The organism is Streptomyces antioxidans (genome assembly GCF_000968685.2).
GTDB lineage: Bacteria > Actinomycetota > Actinomycetes > Streptomycetales > Streptomycetaceae > Streptomyces > Streptomyces antioxidans.
Window position 1 is genome coordinate 111,088 of record NZ_LAKD02000120.1, and the last position, 15,299, is coordinate 126,386.

General features: G+C 71.8%; 13 protein-coding genes. 7 read left to right on the top strand and 6 right to left on the bottom strand.

What is annotated here, in order from left to right; translation table 11 throughout:
* The first annotated feature begins 137 nt into the window (after positions 1–137).
* Positions 138–3,266 (top strand): AfsR/SARP family transcriptional regulator, encoded by a 3,129-nt coding sequence (locus VT50_RS34470; RefSeq protein WP_107424950.1) that lies wholly within the window; start codon positions 138–140, stop codon positions 3,264–3,266.
* A gap of 25 nt (positions 3,267–3,291) precedes the next feature.
* On the opposite strand, the gene VT50_RS41100 is transcribed toward VT50_RS34470, so the two are convergent.
* Positions 3,292–3,420 (bottom strand): hypothetical protein, encoded by a 129-nt coding sequence (locus VT50_RS41100; RefSeq protein ID WP_276207361.1) that lies wholly within the window; start codon positions 3,418–3,420, stop codon positions 3,292–3,294.
* Between the two features lie 241 nt (positions 3,421–3,661).
* Here VT50_RS41100 and VT50_RS34475 point away from each other — a divergent pair, with 241 nt between their 5' ends.
* Positions 3,662–4,735: a hypothetical protein gene (locus VT50_RS34475; protein WP_053048568.1), complete on the top strand. Its 1,074-nt coding sequence runs from the start codon at positions 3,662–3,664 to the stop codon at positions 4,733–4,735.
* Between the two features lie 90 nt (positions 4,736–4,825).
* Here the strand turns inward: VT50_RS34475 and VT50_RS34480 are convergent, their stop codons facing one another.
* Complete coding sequence (locus VT50_RS34480) at positions 4,826–6,844, bottom strand: spermine/spermidine synthase domain-containing protein (RefSeq protein ID WP_240529421.1); 2,019 nt, start codon at positions 6,842–6,844, stop codon at positions 4,826–4,828.
* A 321-nt stretch (positions 6,845–7,165) separates the two neighbouring features.
* A complete protein-coding gene (locus VT50_RS34485; protein WP_053048567.1) occupies positions 7,166–8,716 on the bottom strand; it encodes a nitrilase-related carbon-nitrogen hydrolase in 1,551 nt (516 codons plus the stop codon).
* A 79-nt stretch (positions 8,717–8,795) separates the two neighbouring features.
* Between VT50_RS34485 and VT50_RS34490 the strand changes: the two genes are divergently transcribed.
* The gene (locus tag VT50_RS34490) at positions 8,796–9,416 is read left to right on the top strand and encodes a TetR/AcrR family transcriptional regulator (protein ID WP_158083241.1); all 621 of its coding nucleotides are present in this window, start codon (positions 8,796–8,798) and stop codon (positions 9,414–9,416) included.
* Here VT50_RS34490 and VT50_RS34495 read toward each other — a convergent pair.
* The gene (locus tag VT50_RS34495; protein ID WP_078840715.1) at positions 9,385–10,182 is read right to left on the bottom strand and encodes an SDR family oxidoreductase; all 798 of its coding nucleotides are present in this window, start codon (positions 10,180–10,182) and stop codon (positions 9,385–9,387) included. The two genes, VT50_RS34490 and VT50_RS34495, sit on opposite strands and share 32 nt — an antisense overlap.
* A gap of 372 nt (positions 10,183–10,554) precedes the next feature.
* Here VT50_RS34495 and VT50_RS34500 point away from each other — a divergent pair, with 372 nt between their 5' ends.
* From VT50_RS34500 to VT50_RS34510, 3 genes are all read left to right on the top strand, one after another.
* Positions 10,555–11,553, top strand: coding sequence for a dihydroxyacetone kinase subunit DhaK (locus VT50_RS34500; protein WP_046086313.1), 999 nt, complete (start codon positions 10,555–10,557; stop codon positions 11,551–11,553).
* An 83-nt stretch (positions 11,554–11,636) separates the two neighbouring features.
* The gene (locus tag VT50_RS34505; RefSeq protein WP_078840714.1) at positions 11,637–12,338 is read left to right on the top strand and encodes a DAK2 domain-containing protein; all 702 of its coding nucleotides are present in this window, start codon (positions 11,637–11,639) and stop codon (positions 12,336–12,338) included.
* A gap of 190 nt (positions 12,339–12,528) precedes the next feature.
* Complete coding sequence (locus tag VT50_RS34510) at positions 12,529–13,623, top strand: acyltransferase family protein (RefSeq protein ID WP_107424946.1); 1,095 nt, start codon at positions 12,529–12,531, stop codon at positions 13,621–13,623.
* A 37-nt stretch (positions 13,624–13,660) separates the two neighbouring features.
* Here VT50_RS34510 and VT50_RS34515 read toward each other — a convergent pair whose 3' ends face one another.
* Positions 13,661–14,308 carry a class I SAM-dependent methyltransferase gene (locus tag VT50_RS34515; RefSeq protein ID WP_046086312.1) on the bottom strand — a complete coding sequence of 216 codons (648 nt, stop codon included), beginning with the start codon at positions 14,306–14,308 and terminating at the stop codon, positions 13,661–13,663.
* Positions 14,309–14,396: 88 nt separating this feature from the next.
* Here VT50_RS34515 and VT50_RS34520 point away from each other — a divergent pair, with 88 nt between their 5' ends.
* Positions 14,397–14,996 carry a helix-turn-helix domain-containing protein gene (locus tag VT50_RS34520; protein ID WP_046086311.1) on the top strand — a complete coding sequence of 200 codons (600 nt, stop codon included), beginning with the start codon at positions 14,397–14,399 and terminating at the stop codon, positions 14,994–14,996.
* Positions 14,997–15,023: 27 nt separating this feature from the next.
* Here the strand turns inward: VT50_RS34520 and VT50_RS34525 are convergent, their stop codons facing one another.
* Positions 15,024–15,260, bottom strand: coding sequence for a hypothetical protein (locus VT50_RS34525; protein ID WP_046086310.1), 237 nt, complete (start codon positions 15,258–15,260; stop codon positions 15,024–15,026).
* Positions 15,261–15,299: the final 39 nt, after the last annotated feature.

Below are 15,299 nucleotides of genomic sequence, written 5' to 3' on the forward strand. Positions count from 1 at the left end.
CCCCGGCGGCGGCATCCGTGATCGCCGTCGGCTGTGCGCCCCTCTGCCTCGGTGCGCCCCTGCCGGACCGTCAGAAACGGCGCAACCGTGGACATGCGGGTAACGCGCAGGCGGATGCGACCGGCAGGGGGGTGCTGGTGGAACTGAACGTCTTGGGACCCCTGGAACTCCGGCACCACGGCCGTCAGTGGCCCCTGGGGTCACCGAAGGAGCAGTGTGTGCTGGCGGTCCTGGGAGCCGCGGAGGGGGAACCGGTGACCATGGCGACCCTGATGGACCGGGTGTGGGGCGACCGGCCGCCACCCAGCGCAGCGGCCACGCTGCACAGCTACCTCTCCCGGCTGCGCGGCCGGTTGAAGCGGGCGTCGGACGGCGAGGCCGGCCTGGAGCGCCCCTCCCCGCGCAGCTATCGGTTGCGCATCGCCCCCGAGGCCGTCGATCTGACGCGCTTCCGGCGCTTACGCGGGCAGGCGCGGGACACTCTGGCGGAGGGTGAGTTAGAGCGGGCCATCGGGCGGCTGCGGGAGGCGGAGCGGCTGTGGCGCGGGGAGCCGTTGGGCGAGTTCACCGGGATGTGGGCGGAGACGTTCCGCGCCCGGCTCCACGAGGACCTGCGAGCCGTCCGGGAGGAGCGGATCCGCATCGAACTGCGGCTCGGCCGCCATGCCGATCTCATCGGGGAGCTGCGGGCGCTGGTCGACGAGGAACCGCTGGCGCAGGGCGCGGTGGCGCATCTGATGGTGGCGCTCTACCGCTGCGGCCGGCCCGATGAGTCCCTGTCGCTGTACCGGACCACGCGCAGCAGGCTGGACGACGAGCTCGGGCTCGCCCCGAGCCCCGAGCTCCATCAGCTCCATCAGCGGGTGCTGGAACAGGACCCCTCGCTCGACCTCCCCGCCGACGAGCCGGTCCAGACGGTGCGGGCCGAGGGCGGACCGAACCATCTGCCGTATGACAACCGGGACTTCACCGGACGCGACGATGAGCTGCGTGGTCTGCTGACGCAGCCCGACCCCGACGGCACGGCCCCCGCTCTGACGGTGGTCCACGGCATGGCGGGGGTGGGGAAGAGCGTCCTGGTCATCCATGCCGCGCACCGATTACGGGACCGCTACCCCGATGGCCTGTTCTATGTGAACCTCCGCGCCCACAGCGACCAGCCGCCGTGCGCCCCGAGTGAGGCGCTCACCACGCTGGAGGATGCCGCCGACCGACAGCTCGCCGAGGGCCGTACCAGCAGTTTCGACGCCCGGGCCGCCCGCTGGCGGGACTGGCTGGCCCACCGGCGGGCGCTGCTGGTGCTCGACGACGCCGGATCCGCCGAGCAGGTGCGCCCCTTACTGCCCGGCGGCGCGGGCTGTCAGGTGTTCATCACCAGCCGCCATCAGCTCGCCCCGCTGGACGGCGCACGGCCGGTCGGACTCGAGGTGCTGTCGGTGGCCGAGGCCGTATCGCTGTTCACCCGCGTCGTCGGCGTGGCCCGTGCCCGCGATTCCGAGGCACTGCACCGGGTGGTGAGCTTATGCGGCTATCTTCCGCTGGCCATCCAGCTCACGGCGCACCGCTTCCGCCACCGGGACTCCTGGGATCTGCAGGATCTGGTCGACCGCCTGACGCAGGCGGCGGACCTCCTGGAGGAGATCGACATCCATTCGGGGATCGCCACCGCCTTCCGGCTCTCCTACGACCAACTGGGCGACGGAGAAAGGAAGTTATTCCGGTCCCTCGCCCTGCACCCCGGTCCCGATCTCACGCTGTCCGCGGCGGTCGCCCTCGTTGATGCCGATGCCGCGCGGCTGCGGCGGGGTTTGGAGGAGCTGCTCACCTGCCACCTGCTGGAAGAGCCGGTACGGGGGCGCTACCGCTTCCACGATCTGGTGCGCGGGTTCGCCGTCCGGGTGAGCACGGCGGAAGAGCCTGAGCGGATGCGCCAGGAGGCGGTCCGGCGGCTGCTGACCCACTACCTCACCGCCGCCGACCACGCCGATCGCATGGCCCATCCGCAGAGCCGCCGGATCGCCGTCCCCCCGGAGCTGCGGTACGGCGACCCGCCCGAGTTCACGGACGCCGACGAGGCGGCGGCGTGGCTCGACGTGGAGCGGCGGAACCTGCTGGCCGCCGCCCATGAGGCGGCGGCCTCCTCACCAGAGTTGGCCACACTGTTCCTGCACGCGCTGGGCCAGTCGTTCAAACGCTGGGGCGCCTGGGAGACCGCCGCCGAGCTCCATGACTCCGCTCTGGCCTTCCTCCGCACCAGGGGCGACACCCGTGCGCTGGCCCACATCCTGATGGAGCGGTCCGATATCCAGTGCCATGAGCACTGTGAGGAGGCTCTGCGCTGTGCCGAGGAGTCCCTTGCCATCTTCCGTGAGCTCGCGGACCGTCAGGGGGAGGCAGACGCGCTCTTCCAGGCCGGGCGCGCCCACCTGGCGGCGGGACGGCGAACGACGTCGCTGGAGTGCCTGGACAGGGCGCTGGCGCTGTACCGGCGGACGGGAGACCGCCACGGCGAAGCCGAAGCCCTCAATGTGCAAGGGGTGGCACTCCACTTCGCGGGAGAGCTCGACGAGGCACTGAAGCGGTTCCACGCGGTGTACCGGATCCAGAAGGTCGTCGGCGATCTCCACGGCCAGGCCACGGCCCTGCTCAACGCGGGCGAGATCCACCGGCTGGAAACGCGCTTCGACGAGGCTCGCGACCTCTACGAGCGCGCCCTCGCACTCGCCCGCCGCACCGGCGTACGGCGCCAGCTCGTCAACCTTTACACCAACCTGGGCAATGTCTGCCGGGCCACGGGCCAGACGGACGAGGCACTTGCCTACTTCCGCAAGGCCCTCAGCAGCTACCGGGCGAGCCGGGACCCACGCAGCGAGGCCAACACCCTGCTCAGCATGGGCACCGCGTACCACGAGGCACATCAGGAGCGTGCGGCCATGGAACACTTCACCATGGCGGAGCGCATCGCCCGCCGGATCGGCAACCTCTACGAGCGGCAGAGCGCGCTGATCGGCATCGCGGCCCTTCAGCGGACCTCAGGGCAGTACACCGCCGCCCTGAAGACCTACGAAGAGGCGCTTGAAGTCGCCCGGGAGATCGAGATCCCGCTGGGGATGGCACAGGCGCACGACGGAATCGCCCAGACCGTGCTGCACACGCACGGCGCCGAGGCGGCCGAGCGCCACGCTCGCCGGGCACTCGCGCTCTACGAGAGGCTGGGGGTGGCCGAGGAGGCGGAGCGGGTCCGGCGCTCGCTCATAGGGCGATAGCCGGACCCTCGTCGGCCGGGTCCGGCTACCAGTACATGATGTCTTCAGCTTCCTCCGTGGCACCTATGAGCGTGGTCCGGTCGTACGTGGTCGCCGATATGGCGGGCACCGCGACAAAACCGGCGATGACAAGGGTGAGGAGGAAGGGCTTCAACTGAGTTTCTCCAGGGGGAAGTTGGAGCGGGTCGACGACCCGCTCGCGAAATTGTTCGGAGATAGTACACCGAGTCGATCACCGGTTACCGGGGCGAAAGCGACGCGTGACCTCCGCCCGGCGGACACTATTCCGTTTCGCCTTCGTCATACCGGACAGGCTGCCTGGCACGGACAACCCATCGGCCCGCACAACAGACCGGTGCCCGGTCCGCCGACCCGGCACCGCGGACGGAGGGAACGTGGCTCACAGCACATCCGGAAAGCCGACGACCCACGGGGTATCGGCCGGGCAGGACCTCCTGCGGCACGGCGATGGTGGCGGAGGATCGGGGAATCCGCCACCTTCCCGGCGCGGCATGCTCTCGGTGGCCGCGGCGGCCGGGCTCGGGCTGCTCGCCGGCTGCGGCGAGGAGTCGGCCGGCTCCGCCTCCGGAGCGGGCTCGCAGGAGTCCACGAAGGCGAAGCGCTCGCCGTCCGCCACCCCGTCCAAGCACTCCCCGTCGCCCACTCCGAAACCGCGGCCCGAGCTGCCGCGGGGCGGCCGGGAGCTGTCCCGCTACCGGCTGGTGGGCTACTGCGGGCTGCCCGGGGCCGCCGCGCTCGGGCGGCTCGGCGTCGGGGACCTCGACGACCGGGTGCGCCAGATCGAGAAGACCGCCCGCGCCTACGCCGCGGACCGTGAACCGCAGCCGGTGCTCGAACTCCTCGCGACCGTCGCCAACAGCACCGCGGGCCCCGATGGCACCTACCGCTCCCGCACCTCCTCCGACACCATCCGCCGCTTCCATGACGCGGCCAAGCGCCACCGCGCCCTGCTGCTGCTGAACATCCAGCCGGGCCGGGCCTCGGTACTCGGTGAGGTCAAGGCACTCCGCGAGTGGCTGGTCCACCCCGATGTCGGCATAGCCCTGGACCCGGAGTGGGAGATGGGTCCGGGCGAGGTGCCGGGGAACACCTACGGCCACACCAGCGGCAAGGAGCTCACCGATGTGGCCCGCTATCTCTCCGGGATCGTCGACGAGCACGACCTGCCGCAGAAGCCACTCGTCTTCCACCAGGTGGCCGTGTCCGTCGTCAGCGACCAGTCCGGTCTGCGCCCGCAGCCCGGGGTGGTGTTCATCAAGAGCGCGGACGGCATAGGTTCGCCGGGGATGAAGCGGAACACCTGGCGACAGCTGGTCAAGAACCAGCCCGATGGTGTGCGCACCGGCTTCAAGCTCTTCTACGAGGAGGACACCGAGGGGAGCCGGCTGATGACCCCGGAGGAGGTGCTGGCCCTGCGGCCACGCCCGGACTACGTGATGTTCGAGTGACCGCGGCGGACCGCGCCACGCCCCGACCGCCCGCGCCACGCACGCCGCCCCCGGCCGGAAAGCGGTCGGGGGCGGCTGGGGAAGGGGCGCTCAGGGGCGTGGCGCCGTCTGCACGGTGAGGGGTTCCTGGGTGGCGATGTCGCCGGGGCCGCGGCGGGTGAAGCGCATGGCCACACAGGCACCCGCGTACAGCACCGCCACCACCAGCAGCAGCGCCTGATAGCCCGTGAGCAGGGCCAGATACTCCAGGGTGCCGCCGAACAGGGAGCCCAGCAGATTGGCGCCGAACGCCGACGTGGGGTCGGCCGCGGCCGCCAGCCGGTCGGAGAAGATGAGGTTGGCGCAGAAGATGGGGGCGAAGGCCAGCGCGATCGCGGCGGCCAGCCGGGGGCCGAAGGGCAGCCCCAGCACCACATGGGACGGGACCAGCCAGGCGATGGCGAGGCTGGCGAAGAGCATCAGTTGCAGCACCAGCTGATTGACCCGGCGCAGTCTGCGCCTGACCTCCACCGCGCACAGCACGGCCAGCAGCACCCCCGCGAAGACCATGGCGTTGACCAGCCAGGTGGTGCCGAAGTACAGGGCGAACCCGATCACGTTCTTGGTCTCCAGCAGCATGAACGCCGCACCGAGCAGGAACATGTCCACATAGCGGGCGGTGCGCCTCAGCCGGACCCCGGTCAGCCGTACCGACACCAGTGTCACCAGCAGGATGGCGCCCAGGACCCCGATGTAGAGGGTGGGGATGGTGCGGTGCAGCAGATAGGGGAAGGGGTGGTCATCGCTGGCAGCCGGGGGCACCGCGCCGGAGGGGCGCCACGCGGAGGTGGTGCAGGACTGGTCGCCGGAGGTGACACCGGCCACCAGCACGGCTGCCTTCTTGCCCCCGTAGTGGGTGATGCAGGGGGCGTGGCCGAAGACGGAGGTGACGGTGGAGCCGAACCGGTCGATGAGCCAGTTCTGGCGGTAGTAGTTGTACATGGCGAACGCGCCGCCGGGGGCGATGTGGCGGTGGGCCGCCTCGAACGCCTGCCGGGTGAACAGATAGCTCTCCAGGCGCAGGTTGCTCGCGCCCGACACCAGGGTCAGGGAGTCCGGCAGCGCGAGGACGACCAGGTCGTAGCGGGTCTTGGTGCGCTCGAGGAAGGCCCGGCCGTCGTTGATGTGCACATGGACCCGGGGGTTGTCGTAGGGCCGGGCCGGGTGCAGTGAGGAACCGATCTCCTGCAGCCTGGGGTCGATCTCCACGGCGTCCACCCGCTGGGCGCCGTGGGCGAGCGCCATCGCGACGTCGTTGCCATTGCCCGCCCCGATGACCAGCACCCGGCGGTGGGAGTTCCGCGGCGTTTCGCGGTAGGGCTGCTCGTACGGGGAGTCGGGGCGTCTGAGCACCCTCAGCGGCGCGATGGACTGGTGCGGTACGCCATTGGCGGAGATCTTGTAGTCCCGGCTGCCGGAGGTCGGCCTGGTGACCTCGATCTTGTAGTACGGGGACCAGGAGATGCCGCTGGCCGCCGTCTCCAGCGCCAGGATGGCCACCATCAGCGCGAGCGGCACCGCATACCTGATGGTGTTGCGGCGCCCGCCGAGGGTCAGCAGCGCCGCCGCGGCGATCACCCCCCACACCACCGACGGTGCGCGCAGCCACGACAGCAGAGCGAAGGACACCGAGCCGGTGAGCGAGCCCAGCAGGTCGAAGCGGTAGGCCTCCAGCGAGGGCAGCCGGCGGAACTGATCGGCCGTCATCTTGCCGATGGCCATCATGATCAGCGCGGTCAGCCCGAAGAGCACCGGCAGGGTCACCCACTGGGGCAGACCGGTGGTCTTCACGGCGGTGAAGTAGATGACCTCGCCGCTGGTCTGCCGCACCTGCACCGGGAATTCGCGCACGAGGACGACGAGAACGGCGAGCGGAATGGGCGTCCAGCGGATCAGCCACTGCCCGCGGTCGGCGGGCAGCAGGAATCCCAGGCCGATTCCGAGGAACGAGCCCAAGAGGATGAAGTTCGAGAAATAGCTCAGATGGACGATATTGGCGCCGGTCCACCGGATCAGCGCCAGCTCGACGAAGAGCATGGTGGCGCTGGCCAGCAGCAGCCTCGCGCGCACGTTTTGCGGTCCTGGGCTGTGCTCCATGGCGGCCACGCTGTCATCCGGGACGGGGCAGGTCGAGCACCCACACGGCCCGTGCCGTCGGCCGGATGGCGGGCGTCCGGCACCACGGAACGTGGCTCCGGCCGCTCGTCTTCCGTCGGCGCGATGAGTCGCCACCCCACCGTTGCCGGGGCCATCGGTGCAGGTCAGCGGCGTGGCTTGGAGTGGGGTGCACCGGCCGTGCGGGGTGGGGTGGTCCCGTCGCGAGACCTGTCCCGGGCCCGCTCCCCCGGCCACCGCCGTACGGCGTTCGGGTCATGGCCCGCCCGGTGTCCGTCACCTGCCCGGGCCAACGGCGGACGCCCGCGCGGAGGAAGCGGACCCGGATGGCGGAGCGGAGCGGCGCCGGGTGCGCCCGGCGAGAACCACCGCCACGGCCACGGTGCCGACGAGCACGCCCCAGGACACGAGATCACCCGTGCGGGAGTACGGGGTGCGCGAGCCGTGGCGGGGAACGTCGGCGTACCAGACGCCCGCGTCGGTGGTGGTGTCCTGCGTGGACAGCAGCCGTCCGGTGGCGTCATAGGCGCTGGACTGGCCGTTGAAATCCTGCCGGACCAGCGCATAGCCGTTCTCGATCGCGCGCAGCCCGGCCATGGCGGTGTGGGTGCGCCCCATCTCGGGCCAGTCGCCGCCGGGGACGAAGACGATGTCGGCGTCGATGTGGTTGCCCGCCGGGAAGTCGGCGTCGTAGCAGATGACGTTCCCCAGGCGTCCGTACGGGGTGTCGACGACGGGCACATGGCCGTCGCCCGGTGTGTAGATCTCGAGCCCGGGGATGGGCCGGGCCTTCTCGTAGTCCCACAGCTTCCTGCCGTCGGGGCCGAAGAGATGGGTCTCGTCCCTGCCGTGGGGCGCGTCCGGGAGATAGGTCAGGTCGGCCACCAGAAGATAGACGTGGTGCGCGTCCGCCGCCGCCGATGCCCGGCGCAGGAACGCGCGGTGGTCCTCATCGGTCACCCGCGCGGCGTTCTCGGACCAGACGACGATCCGCGCTCCGGCGGCGGCCGCCCGGGCGGTCTGGCGGAACAGGTCGTCCAGGAGCGGTCGCATGGCCCTGCGCACATCGGCCCGGTCGACACGGCGGGGGTCGGTGACGGCGAGCCGGGAGGCGCCGTGCACCGCCGTCTCGGCGTCGATGGCCGCGCGGCTCGGATTGATACCGGCCACTTTGACGGTGTCGCCGCCGGTGTCCGTGGACATCAGGCGGAGCTGCCCACCGACGACGATCAGCGCGACGGCCGTGGCGTAGGCGGCGGCCCACCGCAGAGCGGGTCGGTGGAGCCCCCGCTCCCAGACCAGATTGCCGATCGTCGCACCCGCCCCGATGACGAACGCGATGGCATACGGCCCGGTCAGCGCGGTGATCTGCAGCAGTGCGGTACTCGTGTGCTGGGACGCGGCCCGCATGCCGTAGGCGGTGCCGAACGGGCCGTAGGTGCCGAGGAGGAATTCCACGGACATGGCCGCGGCCGGGAACAGCAGCACCCGGCCGAGGGTCCCTGCGCGCGGGCCGAGCAGCCGGTCGACGAGGTACGGCAGCCCGTAGGCCACTCCGAAGGCAACGTCCCCCAGGAAGACGAGCCAGGTGATGGGTACGGCGAGTTCGGCCATCCACACCGCGGCCGACGCCACCGTGACGGCGAACACCGCGGGCAGTGCCACGAGCGGGCGGGTGTGGCGCAGGAAGCGGAGGAGGAGCAGCGGCGCCACCCATGCGGCCAACGGCACGTCGAACCGGCCGCCGACGGACAGCAAGGACGCCGCGGCGCCGCCCCAAAGCCACCGCCAGGGGCGTTGGGCGGGAGGGGCGAGTCGTTCGGTCATCGGGCGCTCCCGTGGGCGGGCCGCGTCCCCACGGACCGGCCCGCATCGATGTGTACGATGTCCACATTGAAGGATGGAGGTGTGGACACTGTCAACATCTACTGGTGCGGGATACCACCACGGGGATCTGCGCGCGGCCCTGCTGGACTCCGCTCTGGCGCTCCTCAACACCGAGGGCCCGGGCGAACTGTCGCTGCGCGCGGTCGCCCGGCACGCCGGGGTCTCCGCGAACGCCCCCTACCGCCACTACCGCGACAAGGAGGCGCTGCTCGCCGCCCTCGCCACCCGCGGCTTCACGGAGCTGGGCGAACGCCTCGCCGCGGTCGGCCCCGGGGACGGCCCCGACGCGGAGCTCATCGCGATGGCGCGCACGGCGGTCGACTACGCGCTGGACCACCCCGGGGTGTACCGCCTGATGTTCGGGCAGGCGTGCAGCACCCACCCCGACGCCATCGCCGCCTCCGACGCGGCGATCGCCATCGTGGCGGAGCGCATCGCGGCCATCGCGGAAGCGGAGCGGCGCGAGCCCCTGCGGATCGGGCTCTGGGCCCTCGTCCACGGGCTGAGCACACTGCTGCTCGACGAACGGCTCGGCACACCGACGCGTGCGGAGGCCGACGCCCTGGTGGAGACGGTCGTACGCACCCTGCTGGGCGCGGGCCCCGGCCTCAGTGCTCCTGGGCGGTGGGGCGCACCATGACCTCGTTGACGGCGGCGTGCGAGGGCTGGGTGACCATGAAGGCGATCGCGCGGGCGATGTCCTCGGGGTGCAGCCAGAGCTCGCGCGGCATCCCGCGCCCGGCGGCGGCGACCGCGCTGTCGGTCGTCAGCTCCGTGGCGACCATGCCCGGCTCGATCACCCCCACCCGGACACCGCGGCCGGTCACCTCCTGGCGCATGGCCTCGCTCATGGCGCCCACCGCATGTTTGGTGGCCGAGTACACGCCGTTGGCGGGCCGCACCACCCGGCCCGCCACCGAGCTGACGTTCACCACATCCGCCACCCCGCGCGGGCCGTCGGAAGCCGCCCGCAGCAGATGCGGCAGCGCCTGCTGGGAGGTGTGCAGCACGGTCTTGACGTTGAGGTCGAGTACCCGCTCCCAGCCCTCGGGGTCGCCCTCCTCGATCCTGCCGGGCGCCACGGCGCCGGCGTTGTTCACCAGCACATCGAGCCGCCCGCACCGCTCGACGGCGTCCTCGACGCACTGACGGGCCCGCGCCGTGTCCCGCAGATCGGCGGCGAGGACGGCACAGGAGCGGCCCTCCTTCCGTACGGTGGCGGCCAGGTCCTCCAGCCGTTCCGTACGGCGGGCCACCAGTGCGAGATCGGCTCCCTGCCGGGCCAGTGCCACGGCGGTGGCCGCTCCGATGCCGCTGGACGCGCCGGTCACCAGCGCCACGCAGCCCGACAGCGGGCCGTAGGGAGACACGGCCTCTCCGGAGTTCCGGTCATTCCCGGTGTTCATATCCGTCACCCTGGCTCCCTGGTCCTATGGGGGGATGGGGAGGCCACTTGAGTCGCGTGGCCCGGGGCGTGCACCGAGTACCCCGGCGGAGGCCGTCCATCGCCACCGATCCCCACGATTCGCTCGCGGCCACGTCCCGTCCGCACCCGGGCCGGGCCCTCTCCGGACACCCCCGCCAGTACCCGACCGGCGTATGCCAATAGGCCGTTGGGGTCCCGCTGCTGTCCAGCCTGAGCACCCTGCCGCCGGGTCCCGGCGACTATCTGACTTTGAGCCCTCGTACCGCCGGGACGCCTGAGCCCTCGTACCGCCGGAACGGCGCTCGACCGCCGGGCCCACCCGTCCGCCCCACTCGCCCAGGGAGCCGAGACCATGCCCCAGTACTTCCGCGACTCACCCGAGTCTCTCGTTCCCGACGCGCTCGCGGGCTTCGCCGCCGCCCACGCCGATCTCGTCGCCTACCAGCCCGACCACGGATACTTCCGCACCCGCCACACCGCGCCCGTCCGCCGCGTCGGGCTGGTGTCGGGCGGCGGGTCCGGCCATGAACCACTGCACTCCGGTTTCCTCGGGACGGGGATGCTGGACGCCTCCTGCCCCGGCCGGATCTTCGCCTCGCCCCACAACCGGCAGATCTTCGAGGCCAGCCGGGCCGTCGCCCGGGCCGACGGGGTGCTGCACATCGTCAAGAACTACACCGGAGACCGCATCAACTTCGGCATCGCCGCCGAGCGCCTGGCCCACGAGGGCATCCGCTGCGCCCGTGTCCTCATCGACGACGACCTCGCCACCGACTCTGACGACATCGCGGTCGGCCGCCGCGGCACCGGTGCCACCCTGATCGTCGAGAAGATCCTCGGCGCCGCCGCCGACGAGGGACGCGGTCTTGAGGACCTGGTCGCACTCGGCACCGATGTGACCCGGCGGGCCCGCAGCCTCGCCGTCGCCGCGGCCGCCCACACCACGCCCCAGTCCGGGACACCGGCCTTCACCCTGCCCGACAACGTCCTGGAGTTCGGGGTCGGCATCCACGGCGAGCGGGCCGAGGGGACCACCCCGCACGCACCGCTGGGCAAGCTGGTCGAGACCATGACCGACCAGCTGCTGGCCGCGCTGCCTGACGGCGCGGGGACACGGGTGCTCGCCCTGGTCAACGGGCTGGGCTCGATCACCTCGCTGGAGCTGTACGGCATCCGCCACGCGGTCGCCAAGGCCCTGGACGACCGCGGTGTCGGCCTCGACCGGTCCATGACCGGCACCTTTGTGAGCGCCCTGGACATGCGGGGCTTCTCGCTGACCCTGTTCGCCACCGACGCGGAGGCGCTGCGGCTGTGGGACGCCCCCGCCCGCACCCCCGCCTGGCCCCTGTGACCACCTGCCCCCTGTGCCCGCCTGGTCCCCGTGACCGCCTGATCCCCGTGACCCCGCCACCGCCCCGAGGAGTTGCCCCGCCCATGCCCCACCAGCCCGGCCCCAAGGGCCTCACCCACTCCGACGTCATGGACTGGATGACACGGTTCGCCGCCACCGTACGCTCCGTGGAACCCGAGCTCACCGCCCTCGACCAGAAGGCGGGCGACGGGGACTTCGGCGCCAATCTGGTCACCGGGATGGACGGCGTACGCCGTGCGCTGGACGCCCTGGCGGCGGGCGCGGGAAACGGCGAGCGGGACCGGAGGGGCCCGGACGCACCGCTGGACGCCGCCGCACGGGTGTTCCTCGACGACGTGGGCGGCACCAGCGGCCCCCTGTTCGGGCTGCTCTTCCAGGAGCTCGCCGACGCGCTCGGGGTGGCCGCCCATCCGCCCGGAACCGCGGCGCTGGCCCTCGGCACCGCCGCGGGCGCGGCGGCGATCCAGCGGGTCGGCGAGGCCGAGGTGGGTGACAAGACGATGGTGGACGCCCTCGTTCCCGCCGCGCGGGCCCTCGCCTCCTGCGAACCCACCGCCGATCCCGGCCACGCGCTCCGTGTGGCCGCGGTGGCGGCCCACCGGGGCGCCCGCTCCACGACCGATCTGCGTGCCCGCCGCGGGCGCGCCAGCTACACCGGCGACCACTCGCGCGGCGTCCCCGACCCGGGTGCCCTGGCCGTCGCCCTGCTGTTCGCCTCCGCACACGCCGAGCTCACCTCGCTCGACCGGCTACCGGCGTCCTGAGGAGGCTACCGGCGTCCTGAGGAGGCAGCCCGAGTCCATCAGGGGTCCCCGGAACGTGCCGCCCGCCGGTGAACGCCGCGGCCGGGCCGCACGTACTGGGGCCCGAGTCCTGGACCGCATGAGAGGAGCAGAGCGGGGCAGACGACCAGGATTCGACTGTCGGCTCGATCAAAGGCGCCCGGGAGAATCTGTGCAGCAGGAGACCGCCGCCCGTGTGACCACACCACCGGCCCTGCCACGGCCGCGCGACGGCGGCGCGTCCGGAGGCCGGACGCGCGACCCGTACTTCGACAACGCGAAGTACCTCACCATCGTGCTGGTGGCGTGCGGCCACGCATGGGAGCCGCTCACCTACGGCAGCCGGGCGGCCACCGCGATCTACCTGACGGTCTACGCGTTCCACATGCCGGCGTTCGCCCTCATATCGGGCTACTTCTCGCGGAGTTTCGACATGGCGCCGGGGCGGGTGAAGCGGCTGCTCACCGGCGTCGTGGTGCCGTATCTGGTCTTCGAGGTGGCGTACACGCTCTTCTACCGCTGGGCGCAGGACGACCCGGGCTATCCGATCAGCCTGCTCGACCCCTGGTATGTGATGTGGTTCCTGGTCGCGCTGTTCATCTGGCGGGTCACCACCCCGCTGTGGCTCGCGCTGCGCCATCCGGTACCGGTCGCGCTGGCGGTGGCCGCGCTGGCCTCGATCTCACCGGAGGCCGGTGGGGATCTGGGTCTCCAGCGGGTGCTGGCGTTCCTCCCGTTCTTCGTGGCCGGACTCACCCTGCGCCCGGACCACTTCACCCGGCTGCGCACCCGGCGGGCCCGGCTGGCCGCCCTTCCGGTGGCGGCCTTCGCCCTGTGCACGGCGTACGCGGTGGCGCCCTGGATGGACGCGGAGTGGTTCTACCACCGCACGAGCGTCGCCAAGCTGGACGGCGTACCGCCCTGGGCCGGTCTGCTCACCACGCCCCTGCTCTTCGGTCTGGCGCTGGTGCTGACGGCCTGTTTCCTGGCCTGGGTGCCGGGGCGCCGTACCTGGTTCACCGCGCTCGGCTCGGGGACGCTGTACGGCTATCTGCTGCACGGCTTCATCATCAAGTCGTCCCGTTTCTGGGACTGGTACGACCACCCGTGGCTGCACACCCCGCTCGGGGAGCTCACCGTCACGGCGGCCGCGGTGCTCATGATCACCGCACTGTGCACGGAACCGGTGCGGCGGGTCCTGCGCGTTGTGGTGGAGCCGCGCATGGACTGGGCGTTCCGGCGCACCGGTTCGTCAGGCGCTTCCTGAGTGCGGCGGGCGCTCGCCGTCGGCGGCCGTAAAGCCGTCAGTGGCGGCGGACCTTGACGGTGTTGTCGGCGCGGGTGGCCGGCTGTCCTTCGGGGTCGGTCACCTTCTCCTCGTGGACCTCGCTGACGAGGACGTCCCACTCCCCTACCGCGAGCTCCAGCCCGGCCAGCACCTCCTCGGGGGTGGGGAAGTGGACGTCCGGATCGGGGTCGGTCGCCCAGGACGGGAATCCGGCGTGTCCGGTGATCAGCAGCACTCCGCCCGGTGCGACGGCGCCCGCGGCGCTGCGCAGGATCCGTTCCCGTGGCAGCTCGAGCCAGGAGTGCAGGAAGTGGGCGGAGACCAGGTCGAAGGTGCCGGGCGGGAAGGACACGGACAGGTCGTGCGGCTGCCATGTGATGCGGTCGCCGACGCCTTCCGACGCCGCGTGTTCTGCGCCGCGGTCGAGGGCCACCTGGGAGACGTCGACGGCGGTGACCCGCCAGCCCCGCCGGGCGAGCCAGATGGCGTCGGCTCCCTCGCCGCAGCCCAGGTCCAGGGCATGGCCGGGGGTCAGCCCGGTGACCTGGCGCACCAGGGCGGCGTTGGGCCTGCCGCTCCAGACGCGGTCCTCGGCACCGTAGAAGGTGTCCCAGAACTCCCCGGGTGTGGTGTCGGGCGGGATGTCGTGCGGCTTGGTGGTCATGTCGGATGTGCTCCCTTCGTTGGGTCAAGAGAGTGCGTCCGGCCGTGGCCGCTTGACAAAGAACTTTGCCGTGGTGGCAAATGACCTCATGGCCGACGAAGACCTCACCGAGGTGCTGACCGCCGTAGGGCCCCGGCTGCGGGCGCTCCGGCGCACCCGTGGCACCACTCTCGCCCAGCTCAGCGAGACGACGGGCATCTCGCTGAGCACCCTGTCGCGGCTGGAGTCGGGGCAGCGCAAGCCGACCCTGGAGTTGCTGCTGCCGCTGGCCAAGGCGTACGGAGTGCAGCTGGACGAGCTGGTGGGGGCGCCGGCCACCGGAGATCCCCGGGTCCATCCACGGCCGTTCACCCGGCACGGGCAGACCTTCATCCCGCTGACCCGCTATCTGGGCGGGCTGCACGCGTACAAGCAGATCCTGCCGCCCCGGCCGCAGGGCGGCGGGAGCGATGAACCGCTGGAGCAGCGGGTGCACGAGGGCTATGAGTGGCTGTATGTGCTCTCCGGGCGGCTACGGCTGGCGCTGGGCGAGCACGATCTGGTGCTCACGGGCGGTGAGGCCGCCGAATTCGACACCCGCACCCCCCATGGCGTCGCCAACGCCGGGGACCAGCCGGTGGAGTTCCTCTCGCTGTTCGGGGCGCAGGGCGAGCGCATCCATGTCCGCGCCCGCCCCGCCGGCAGCTGAGCCGCCCCGTGCCACGCCGGGGGTTGTTCACCCCGAGGGCTCGTCCGGGACGGGCTGCTCGGGGTGCACGCTCCCGGTCTGCGGCCGGCCCTGCCGTCCGGTGCCGGACTCGTCCGTCTCGGGGACGTCGTCCACCTCGTCCGGCTCGTCACCGGCGCCCGCCACGTCCAGGTGGTCGGGACCGCTCTGCGCCTGCTGGTCGGGGAGGTCCCTGGGGACAACGCCCTGCTCCTCGCGTTCCTCCGCTCGTCGTTCGTCGCTCACGATGCCGCTCCTTTCGTCGGTGAAGGGGGCACAGCAGTG